This window comes from Oligoflexus sp. (genome assembly GCF_035638955.1).
Taxonomy (GTDB): domain Bacteria; phylum Bdellovibrionota_B; class Oligoflexia; order Oligoflexales; family Oligoflexaceae; genus Oligoflexus.
Genome location: NZ_DASQYZ010000522.1, coordinates 29,101 through 40,520 on the forward strand (window position 1 = coordinate 29,101; position 11,420 = coordinate 40,520).

9 protein-coding genes are annotated in these 11,420 nt (G+C 52.3%); 3 read left to right on the forward strand and 6 right to left on the reverse strand.

The features are described 5' to 3' along the window. Position 1 precedes the first annotated feature (1 nt). The gene (locus VE954_RS43605; RefSeq protein ID WP_324965131.1) at positions 2 to 1,252 is read left to right on the forward strand and encodes an ABC transporter permease; all 1,251 of its coding nucleotides are present in this window, start codon (positions 2 to 4) and stop codon (positions 1,250 to 1,252) included. A 193-nt stretch (positions 1,253 to 1,445) separates the two neighbouring features. Further along, entirely contained in the window at positions 1,446 to 2,057 is a 612-nt protein-coding gene (locus VE954_RS43610; protein WP_324965133.1) for a hypothetical protein, read from the forward strand. A 101-nt stretch (positions 2,058 to 2,158) separates the two neighbouring features. On the opposite strand, the gene dnaJ is transcribed toward VE954_RS43610, so the two are convergent. From dnaJ to VE954_RS43635, 5 genes are all read right to left on the reverse strand, one after another. Further along, positions 2,159 to 3,265, reverse strand: a complete 1,107-nt coding sequence (gene dnaJ, locus VE954_RS43615; RefSeq protein WP_324965135.1) for a molecular chaperone DnaJ — start codon at positions 3,263 to 3,265, stop codon at positions 2,159 to 2,161. A gap of 17 nt (positions 3,266 to 3,282) precedes the next feature. Continuing rightward, positions 3,283 to 4,101, reverse strand: a complete 819-nt coding sequence (panB, locus tag VE954_RS43620) for a 3-methyl-2-oxobutanoate hydroxymethyltransferase (RefSeq protein WP_324965137.1) — start codon at positions 4,099 to 4,101, stop codon at positions 3,283 to 3,285. 7 nt (positions 4,102 to 4,108) lie between these two features. Then, positions 4,109 to 6,865 (reverse strand): excinuclease ABC subunit UvrA, encoded by a 2,757-nt coding sequence (gene uvrA, locus VE954_RS43625; RefSeq protein ID WP_324965139.1) that lies wholly within the window; start codon positions 6,863 to 6,865, stop codon positions 4,109 to 4,111. Positions 6,866 to 7,019: 154 nt separating this feature from the next. Further along, entirely contained in the window at positions 7,020 to 7,835 is an 816-nt protein-coding gene (locus VE954_RS43630; protein WP_324965141.1) for a hypothetical protein, read from the reverse strand. Positions 7,836 to 7,844: 9 nt separating this feature from the next. Further along, on the reverse strand, positions 7,845 to 8,186 hold the full coding sequence (locus VE954_RS43635) for a hypothetical protein (protein ID WP_324965143.1): 342 nt from the start codon (positions 8,184 to 8,186) through the stop codon (positions 7,845 to 7,847). 86 nt (positions 8,187 to 8,272) lie between these two features. Here VE954_RS43635 and lepA point away from each other — a divergent pair, with 86 nt between their 5' ends. Then, positions 8,273 to 10,078 carry a translation elongation factor 4 gene (gene lepA / locus VE954_RS43640; RefSeq protein WP_324965145.1) on the forward strand — a complete coding sequence of 602 codons (1,806 nt, stop codon included), beginning with the start codon at positions 8,273 to 8,275 and terminating at the stop codon, positions 10,076 to 10,078. Positions 10,079 to 10,119: 41 nt separating this feature from the next. Here the strand turns inward: lepA and VE954_RS43645 are convergent, their stop codons facing one another. Further along, the gene (locus tag VE954_RS43645; protein ID WP_324965147.1) at positions 10,120 to 11,148 is read right to left on the reverse strand and encodes an aldehyde reductase; all 1,029 of its coding nucleotides are present in this window, start codon (positions 11,146 to 11,148) and stop codon (positions 10,120 to 10,122) included. Positions 11,149 to 11,420 lie beyond the last annotated feature (272 nt).

An 11,420-nucleotide genomic window follows, 5' to 3' on the forward strand; every position in this document is an offset into this window, starting at 1 on the left:
TATGTCGTTTGCCACTTGGACTGCTTTACGCTACCTGAAATCGAGTCGGGAAAGTCGGTTTTTTTCCTGGATCACATTTCTTTCTCTATTTGGCCTGGCCATCGGTGTCGCGGCTTTGATCGTGGTGCTGTCGGTGATCAATGGCTTTGAATATGAACTGCGCAACCGCTTTCTTCAGGCCAACGCGCATATCATGGCCTACCGCTATCCGGCAGGGATGTCGAATCCTGAAAAATGGTCGAAGATCATCGAGAAAGATTTCGCCGATGAAGTTCGCGGCACCTCGCCCTTCATCCATTACGAGACAATGGCCAAAAGCGGAGCCATCATGCAGGGCGTTCTGGTCCGCGGCATTGCTCCGAAACAGCGCGAAGCCGTCCAGAGCATGCGCAGCCTGATCCAGCCCCAGGAAGCTATGGATCAGATCCAACAGGAAATCGATGACGCCGACGCGGGCAAACCGGAACCGGAAACGCCAGGGATCATCGTCGGCTCGGGTTTACTGGGAATCCTGAATGTCAAAGTGGGGGAAACAATCCACCTCATTGCGCCTACTGAAAATCGATTCTCGGATATGAAACGCTTCAAAGTTGTTGGAACCTACAACTCCGGTTTGAAACATTATGACAACCGTCTGGTGGCGATGAGCTTGACCGCAGCCAAGTCCTTTTTTCATATGGGTGAAGTTGTAACAGGCCTTGAGATAGGCCTCCATGATGCGGATCGCAGCCCCAAGGTCGCCAGATTGATGGAAGAAAAATACAACCTTTCCTTCCGTGAATGGCAGTCCTACAACCGCCCCCTCTTTGAGGCGATGGAAAGAGAGCGCACCGTGATTGCTCTGATTGTCGCCATGGTGGTGATTGTTGCGGGCTTTAATATACTCACGACTGTCTTTGTATCAGTCTCGCAAAAACAGCGGGACATCTCCATCCTCAAGGCTTTGGGGGCACGCAATCGACAGATCATGGGTCTGTTTTTGGTCCAGAGTCTTTGCATAGGCATTGGTGGAAGTATTGTAGGCGCAATTCTGGCTGGCGGAATTTCGTATGTTTTGGAGCATTATCCGTTTATTGATTTGCCGGAACCGTATTTTCTAAAAAGTTTGCCGGTCCATTACAGCGCTCAGGTTTATCTCGGAGTGGCTGGAGCAGCCAGTATTGTCTGCCTTCTGGCCGGACTGTATCCTGCCTACGTCGCGTCTCGCGTGGTCCCGACGGAAGGCATCGCGGGTACGGGCCAGGCACTGTAAGCGACCAGGGTCTGGATTTAGCCGATTTCGGGGCCCGGAAAACCTGTTGTAAAAAGACACCTGCCGTGGCTAAGATAGGCGGTGTTTCGCGCTAAAAGCACATATGGGGTCAATGTTGAGCACCGACGAGGCAACAGCAAAGAAAAAGAAAATCCCTGCAGGGTCCATCCCGATGCTAATGGCAGGAGACCTGGTGCTTGCTCGATCCACCAATCGAGAGTACAGCCAGATCTTCCGTCGTTACGAGGCGATCCTGGAGGTTTTTGCCAATATGGAACGTGAAGAGCGACTGATGAACTACAAGTTCCTCATTGCTCTGATTTTAACCAGTCACGCCAAGAAAATTCAAAATGTGGCGGAACGCAAAAAGCTCTTCGATTTGAAGAACCAGATCTACTTCAGCATTGCCAATAATAAACCCAATCGTCGTAAGTTGGCTTTCCGTTATCTCGTGTCGAAAAACTTTCGCGTTATCAATTTCTGTGCGAACTGCACGAAGAAGAATACGGAAGAGGGTTTGGAACGTCACAAATGGAAGTTCTGCCGCGACTGCGAAGTGGATCGGAAATTCTATAACGTTCTGCAGATGTCGCATCACTTTGAAGGTGGAACGATGTCGCTCTATATCAGCAACGACCTCGTACCTCAGGTGGACAACCTGAAAGTGGCTCAGAAGGGCAAACTGGAAAACGGGAAAGAGGAAGGGCGCTTCGACAAGTTTCATTACAACGTCAAGAACCTGGATATCTTCAATTTGGATTCCGTGAAGAAGATTCAGGCCCGTTTGCTGCAGATTCAACCCTAACCAAGCCCCAGTTCCCTCGTTCGTCACCCTGCACAGCGGGGCTCTTTTCAGGCCTCGTGTTTGTCACCCCGCGCAGCGGGGCTCCAAACAACTTTCGTCCCTCACTCACCGAACAGCTTCGAAAAGAATCCGTTCCCGGTATTCACCTTCTCCCCAGAAACCTCGGCAAATTTCAGCAAAATTTCCCGCTGCTCTTTGGTCAGCTTGGTAGGAATCGCCACCGCCAGTTCCACAATCAAATCCCCACGACCCACACCACGTAACCGAGGAATCCCTTCCCCAGTCACTGTAAGCCTTTGCCCATGCTGGCTACCGGGCTGGATATCAACCTCAATCTTATTATCTCCCAGCGTCGGCACAGTCAACTTGCTCCCCAGAGCAGCCTGCACCATGGAAATTTCCGCGCCGTAAATCAGATCCGATCCATCGCGTTCAAAGTGAGGGCTATCCTTTACCTGCAGGAACACATAAAGGTCCCCAGCCGGGCCACCGTAAGCCCCACCTTGACCTTCCCCGCTCACGCGCAGACGCACACCCTGATCGACACCAGGAGGAATCTTCACGCTCACCTTCTTGCTTTCCTTCACGCGACCGCGACCCTTACAAGGCTTGCAAGGGGATGTGATCATCTCGCCCTCGCCCTGGCAGGTCGGGCAGGCACTGGCGACTGCAAAAAACCCTTGGTTGCGGCGAATCTGTCCGCTGCCGCCGCAGCTTGTGCAAACTCTTTTACCACCGGCCTCGGCGCGTTCACCCTTACAGGTTCCGCAGCTGACTTCACGATCGTATTCCACGTGTTTTTCAACACCAAAGGCGGCTTCTTCAAATTCCATAACCAAATCATATCGAAGATCCGCCCCTTTACGAGGCCGCTTCTTTCCACCCTGGCCACCGCCAGCCGAGAAGCCAAAAAAATCTTCGAAGATGGAACCAAAGGAGGAGAAAATATCGTTGACATCCGAGAAGCCTGAGAACCCTTGTCCTGAAAGCCCGGCATGACCATAAGCATCATAGACTTTACGTTTTTCAGCATCAGCCAGGACTTCGTAAGCTTCCGCGCATTCCTTGAATTTGTCCTCGGCTTCTTTATTGCCAGGATTGCGATCGGGGTGATACTGCATGGCCATCTGTCGATAGGCACGTTTAATATCAGCATCCGACGCCCCACGCGATAAGGCTAAAACTTCGTAGTAATCACGTTTTTCCATGTATTCTTAATCCGTCCTTAAAAGCTGTGTTCCGGACCCGGAAATTGGCCACCTTTCACATCCTTGTCGTATTGATTCAAGGCCTGTGAAATCACCTCACCTAAATTAGCATATTTCTTCAAAAACTTTGGGCTAAAATCGCTGTTAAAACCAAGCAAGTCATGGAGCACAAGCACCTGGCCATCGGTCCCCACGCCGGCTCCAATCCCGATCGTAGGAATAGGAATTTTCTTGCTGATTTCCTCGGCAAGGGCGGCGGGCACCAGCTCAAGAACGAGGGAGCAGGCCCCGGCCTCGGCCAGCTTGATGGCATCTTCGATGATAATTTTGGCCTGATCGCCTTTACCCTGCACGCGATAGCCGCCGAGTTGATGGACACTTTGTGGCGTCAAACCCAAGTGCCCAACCACCGGGATACCCGCCTGCACGATGGCTTTCACTTGCGGCACGATGGCCGCTCCGCCTTCCACCTTAACGGCTGCGGCGCCACCTTCCTGAATCAGACGGCCGGCATTACGCAGAGCCTGCTCGACCGAAAGGTTATACGAGAGAAAAGGCATGTCGGCCACCAGCATGGCCCGTTTAACAACGCGTCCCACTGATGCCGTAAGCTGCACCATGTGATCCATCGTCACAGGAATCGTGTCCTTGAAACCAAGCACCACATTACCGGCACTATCACCGACCAAAATCATATCAATGCCGGTCTGATCGATCAAAGCCCCGAACGCTGCATCGTAGCAGGTGACCATCGAGATCTTGTGCCGCTCCTGCTTTCTCTTCTGCAGGGTTTTGATGGTAACCTGGGCGGGGGCTTCACTGCTGTGCTTGCTCACTGGAACCTCATGAATAAAGATAGGGCGCAGTCCGTGATTCGGGCACATCTTTCAGCCCAAGCGGTGGCCCTTGATAAACTATGCTTCCACCGGCACCGGCGGCTTCCGGACCGATTTCAATCAACCAGTCCGAGGACTGCAAAAAGCCCATATGATGTTCCACGACAACGATCGTGTGCCCAAGATCGCGCAGGCGTATCAACTGCATCAGCAGCTGGTGGACATCGGAATCACTGAGACCGGTCGAGGGTTCATCGAAAATCAAGATCCCAGGTTTACGATCCACAGCATCCAGCATCATGCGAAGCAGTTTCAACCGCTGCGCTTCGCCTCCGGAAAACGAGGACGTATTTTGACCGAGCGTCACATAACCCAGCCCCATCCCAATGACCTGATCCAAAGCGTTCTTCAGCTTGGTCTGATCAAAAAAGGCTTCCCTAGCTTGTGTAATGGTCAAACGGAGAATGTCAAGGAGCGAGCGCTCGCGGAACGTAATACTCAAGGCCTCATCCGTAAACTGGCGCCCTTGGCAGACGGCGCAGGTCACGGGCATTTCACCTAGAAATGATAAATCCTCTATGACGTAGCCAAGACCCTTGCAATGTTCACAGCGTCCGCCCGGCACGTTAAAGCTAAAGAAACCGGGCTTGAGTCCCTTGGCCTTGGCTTCGGGTGTGTCGGCCAGGAGCTTACGGATTTCATCATAGAGACCAAGATAGGTGGCAATGGTGGACCGACTGGAACGCCCGATCCCCTCCTGCGATACAAAATGGACGGCTGAAAGAGTTTTGATGGCAGCCACAGGGCCCAGGCCATCGGCAAGAACCGCCGTCCCTTCCTTGTCATCACCGCTGTCATCATCACCCAGGACGGCTGCCAGCATGGGGTAAAGCGTGTGTCGCACCAGACTGGTTTTACCGCTTCCGCTCACGCCGCAAACAACATTCAGTCCGCGTAGCAGAAAGCGGGCGTCCACACCTTTGAGGTTGTGAGTGCGGGCATTGGTCAGTTCGATGAACTGATCTTTAACATCCACCACACGACCTTTGGGCCAGGCAATGGGTGTCTTGTGATAGTTTTGCGGTTCACCACTGAACACCAGCTGTCCGCCCTGGTGGCCAGCACCGGGACCGATTTCCACCAGATATTCGGCGCCCTGCACCAGCGTCTTTTCATGTTCCACCACCACGATGGTGTTACCCTGATCACGCAGTTCATGAATGACACTCAGCAGGTTTTTGCTGTCGCGCGCATGCAAACCCACACTGGGTTCATCCAGGCAAAAGAGAGTGCCCGTCAAAGCACTGCCGAGACTCCGGGACATATTGATGCGCTGCACCTCGCCACCGGACAACGTGCGGGCACTGCGGCCCATATTGAGGTAGCCCAGGCCCATTTTCAAGAGATAGGACAAACGTTGCTGACCCTCTTGAACTGCTTCCTGGGCCGCGGCTCGGCGTTGCCCTTCGAGGTTGTCATGCAAGGACACCAAGTGCGTAAACCACTCATCCAGTTCGAGCATGGTCAGGCGGCTTAAATCTGCAAAATTTTTACCTAACAGTGAACAGGCCAGGGCTTTTTTATTCAGCCGGAAACCTTCACACGCATCACAACCGATATAAGTATGAAAACGTGCTGAGTGAATCCGATAATGCGCCTTGTATTTTTTAGTATCCAGCCATGCGAAATAACCGTTGATACCATCAAAGCGACCTTTGGCGTCACCTTCATAGATCCACTGCCAGTCGGCAACGCTGTACTTCTTAAAGGGTTTACCAGGATCCATGCCCCGCGCATCGGCGCTTTTTCGAGCGAGTTTATACATGGCATCGTGATCACCGAAATTCCAGGGTGCGACCCCGCTTTCCAGGATCGAACTTTCCATATCGGGAATCATTTTGCTGCGGTCCTTGACCGCCACGCGGCCAAACCCCTGACACACTTCACAAGCGCCCAGCGGATGATTGTAATTGAAGAGTGTCGGCGAAGGTTCCTGATATTCCGTAAGGCAGTGCCGGCACTTCAAAGCCTTATAGTAGGTTCGCGCCTCGCCTTTTTCTGGAACCAGAGTGGCTTCACCTCGACCCAAACGCAGCGTAAGTTCCGCCGCTTCCCGGCAGCGGGCGCGATTATCATCATCCAGCAGAACCCGATCAACCACGATCTTGCTGCGTTTCAGATCATTGGCCTTGGTGTCATCGATGCGTTTCACTTCACCATCAACATAGCAGCGCGTGAAACCCTGGGTTTCCAGCTGCTGCTTTAAATCCGTAGCCTTCAACTTATTCCAGGCTTCCATGGAGGCGAGCATGAGCACTCTCTGCCCCGTCCAGCGCTCAAAAGCATCGTGTGTGATCGTACGGCCATCGGCCTTTTCCACAACCTCGCCGTGACAGATAATCTTGGAAAGATGACCAAAGAGGATGCGCAAAATGTCATTCAGTTCCGTCATGGTTCCCACGGTGGAACGCTGGTTCAAACCAGATTTTGCCTGTTTGACAGCAATCGCGGGTGGCAGATTCTGAACGTCATCGATCTGAGGTTTCGGCAATTGCTTCAGATACTGTCTTGCATAACTGGACAGACTTTCCACATAACGCCGATAGGATTCACCGTAAAGAGTATCGAAGACCAGGGAACTTTTTCCGGACCCGGACACTCCTGTGACCACCGTGAGTTTGCCCAAGGGAAGATTCAAATTGATATTTTGCAAATTGTGAGTTCGAACACCCCGCAATTCGATAGCCTCGTCCTGGCTGTTCATAGCCCCTCCGCGCGTTATTGGAAAAACAATGGCAAAGTTCACCAGCGAGCACAAGCCCGCGATGCGCGGAGAATCCCCTGCGACAATCATGCCGCTAGAGAGGCACGTCCGCGAAGTTGATTAAGCTATGTCAAAGAGAATATAAAAAAGGGGATCAAGAGCGTCCCTTGCGGAGAAGACGTAAAAATCCTGTTCGTGGGGGTTCAGAAGCCTGATCCATAATCATCCCGGAAAGCCAAAATGATCCTTTCACGAGGAAGCCTGGTTTAGGCTCAGTGCGAAGCAGAACAGGGTCCACGACGGCATCGTACACAGCTGCATAGGTTTGGATCTGCAGCCACCAGAAGCTTTTGCCGGTGAGCTGATTGGTGCGTTTTTGAGCATCGAGCACGTGACCGCTGATGAGCGCGTGAGCGGTGGGCGATGAGGTTTCCTCGGCATCGGCTGGAAAAAGCCCAGCGGGAATGAAGGACTCGGGAGCCATCTCCGGGCCGTCGCCCACTTTGCGTTTCTGCGCAAACGCTTCTTCAGTAGGATAAACATCGATTTCATGGGCAAACGCGGCGACCTGAACCTGGAGGGTCGCAGGATATGAGGCGTGACTGTGTCGCAGAAAATCAGGCGCATCAAACAGGAAGGGATAGGCACCTTCCTGATGATCACGTTCCTCTTCAGGCGCGACCCAGGCAAAGAACGAACCCTCGAAGGGATGGTCCTTTTCCTTATGCAATGAACGCACAATCTTGACCGTCATGATGGACGGTCCCACGAAGTGTGGATTCATGCCCGAGATTTGCTGCTGCTGATCGGCGTGGAGCCAGATCGCAGCTCCCGATGGATCTTGATAATAGAGGTAAAAGCCCTGGTTAATTTCGATGGGCTTGGCTTTTTGCGTAACCTTTTCCGCAAGAGAATAGAGATCCTGTTCATTTTGAACCGGAAAGCCTATACTCGACAGATGACTGGCCATTCCGACTCCTCAGTTCCGCACTTCGTCCACAGTTCCATCCCGGTTCCAGTCGAAAGCGCGCCTCAGGACTTTGCCCTTGGCATCCAGAACTTCGAGCATATCAATGATGCCATCTTTATTGAAATCCCAGCCTTTATAGCCAAGATGACGCTCAAGGAGCTGCTCACCGGCAAAGGAGTTCACGAAGATGGGAATATAATCGGGCAAGGGATCCGCTTTTTTCTCCACGGCGCCCGACTCTAAAGTAAAATGGGTGGGCAGAGGCTTGCCATCGGGACTGAGGTTTTTTTCGGTTGAGGCACAAGAGGCCCCTAAGATAGATATGATGAGCCATAGGGCATAGAAACGCATGATGAATCCTCCAAAGTCCCATTGCTTGGATCGTCACAAACCTGCTGCAGGTTAACCCTTTCGCCGAAGAAGAGTTTCAGAGCAACATGCAAGATCCCAAATTTATTAGAAATTTCTGTATTATTGCGCATATTGATCACGGCAAATCCACGCTCGCTGATCGATTGATCGAAACCACCGGCAGCTTGACCCTAAGGGAAATGACCGCCCAGGTGCTCGACAGCATGGATATCGAAAAGGAACGGGGCATCACCATCAAGGCCCAAACGGCCTCGATGAAGTACAAGGCCAAGGATGGGAACATCTATCTCTTAAACCTGATCGACACCCCCGGCCACGTGGACTTCAGCTATGAAGTGTCCCGCAGCCTGGCCGCCTGTGAAGGCGCGCTGCTGGTCGTCGATGCCGCCCAGGGCGTGGAAGCTCAGACGGTGGCCAACGTTTATATGGCCATCGAATCCAATCTCGAAGTCATTCCCGTGATCAATAAAATCGATCTGCCGAGTGCGGATCCAGACGGGGTCATGATTCAGATTGAAGAGGAACTCGGCATTGATACGGACCGCGCTGTGAAGGCTTCGGCCAAAGCCGGGATTGGTATTGTTGAAATACTTGAAGCGATTGTGAAATATATTCCAGCTCCCAAGGATGCGAACAATCAGCCTTTGAAGGCTTTGATTTTCGATAGCTGGTTCGATTCTTATCTGGGCGCTGTGTCTTTGATCCGGGTGATGGAGGGTGGGATCCGCAAGGGCCAGAAGATGCAGATCATTTCAACCGGCAATAGCTTTGAAGTTTTGAAGGTCGCGCAGCTCACACCCAAGAGTATCGACGTTCCTGAGCTGACCAGCGGCATGGTGGGCATTGTTTCTGGTTCGATTAAATCCGTGCGTGAAACCAAAGTGGGTGACACGATCACCGATCCTTCGAATCCTTGCGTTCAGCCTTTGACCGGTTTCAAGGAAGCCAAGCAGATGGTGTTTGGCGGGATTTTCCCGGTGGATTCTTCGGAATATTTGAACCTGAAGGATTCCCTGGAAAAGCTGATTATGAATGATTCCTCGTTGACCACGGAACCGGAAGTCTCGCAGGCTTTGGGCTTTGGTTTCCGGGTGGGTTTCCTCGGTCTTTTGCACATGGATATCATCCAGGAGCGCCTGGAGCGGGAATATAATCTGGATCTGATTTTCACCGCGCCCACTGTGGTTTATAAAGTGACCACGACCAAGGGTGATGCGATGCAGATCGAAAACCCTTCGAAACTGCCTGAACCGGCGTCCATTGAAGAAATTCAGGAACCTTATGTGAAGATGGTGATTCACACTCCTGAAGAATATATCGGCGGAATCTTGAAGATCCTGCAGGATAAGCGTGGGATTCAAAAGGATATCGAATACACCAACGCTAAAAAAGTGAAGATCATCTACGAACTGCCTATGAACGAGATGATTTTCGATTTCCATGATAAGTTGAAATCCATTTCACGCGGTTATGCGTCGATGGACTATGAAGTGATCGACTATCGTCCTGGTGATCTCGTTAAAGTCGACATCCTGGTCAACGGTGATAAGGTCGATGCTTTGGCTTGTATCAACCACCGTTCTTCGGCAGATCATCGCGGTCGCATGATTTGTAAGAAGCTGAAAGAACTTCTGCCCCGCCAGATGTTCCAGGTGGCTTTGCAGGCGGCGATTGGAAGCAAGGTGATCGCTCGCGAGACGATTTCTGCGTTGCGTAAGGACGTGACCGCGAAGTGTTACGGTGGTGACATCTCTCGTAAGCGGAAACTGCTCGAGAAGCAAAAGGAAGGCAAGAAGCGCATGAAGCAGATCGGGAACGTTGAGATTCCTCAGACTGCGTTCCTGGCGATTCTTAGCCTGGATGAAGATTAAGAAGAGGGCGCCGGTTGAACCGGCGCTTTTTTTATCCTGCCTTAAACTTTAAGCAGTCCCAGCTTCACCAAACTCTCCGCCGTGGCCACAATCGACTCTTCATTGGAATGCGGTTTCCATCCCAACATGCGCCGGGCTTTTTCGTTGGTCGCGTTCTTTCTTTTGCCGAGTTCAGGAATGATCTGCTTCACGGCTGGGTCCAGAATGGATGCAAAGCGTACGAGCAGGTTTGGAAGCTGCCGTGTTGGTACTTTCCTTGCCGAGTTGCCCATATGCTTCTTAAGGATCTGCGCGATCTCGATCATCGGCAGGAAATCGCCGGCGACGGCGAGAAAGCGTTCATTTTTGGCCGATGGGTGGGTCATGGCCCGGATATGGAGGTCAGCGACATCGCGGACATCTACGACACCGAAATAGATTTTCGGGCAGCCTGGAATCGCTCCATCCATCAGCCTTTGGACAACGAGGATGGACGTCGAATAATCAGGCCCTAAAACCGGACCAAAGACTCCGACGGGATTCACGACAGATAGCTCCAGCGAACCACCTTCCGTGGAAATAAAGTCCCAGGCCGCGCGTTCAGCCAGCGTCTTTGACTTAACATACGGAATGACGTCATCAGCGTCCGGATTGGTCCAACTCGATTCGTCGAACTTTGCCACCTGCTGCTTATGGCCATAACCAACCGCTGCAAATGACGACGTTAGAACCAAGCGTTTGACACCTGCATCTCGTGACGCACGCAGCACGCGCAGGGCCCCCTCGCGTGCGGGAATAATCAGCTCATCCTCATGCTTCGGGATTTTTTCTGGAAACGGCGAGGCGACATGAAGAACATAATCACATCCAGCCACAGCTTCGGGCCAGCCCGCGTCTTTTTCCAAATCGGCCGCATAAAAGGACAGACGATCGCCGGCGTCGGCACCACCCTGCTTCAGCATCGCGCGGACATCGGCTTCGCGTTTAAGGTTTCTGACGGTTGTGCGTACCTCATGGCCTGCAACTAGGAGCTGTAGAATGGTATGGCTGCCGATGAATCCCGATCCGCCCGTTACCAGAATTTTGCTCACCGATTTCTCCTCGAGTTGTGTGATCTGTTATGTTGATAACATCACACTCTCGATGAGAATACCGTTCACATTTCGAGCAGTCCGATCCAAAAAAAATAAGGTTAGCTTCGTGTCACCCCGCGGTGCGGGGGCGGCCGGGGTTTTGGCCTCCGGACGCACAAAACCCCTGAAAGTTTCCTTCCAGGGGTTTTGCTATTTTTAAGGCTGCACCGAGCTACTCTCCCACAGTTTAAACTGCAGTACCATCGCCGCTGAAGAGCTTGACTTCCGTG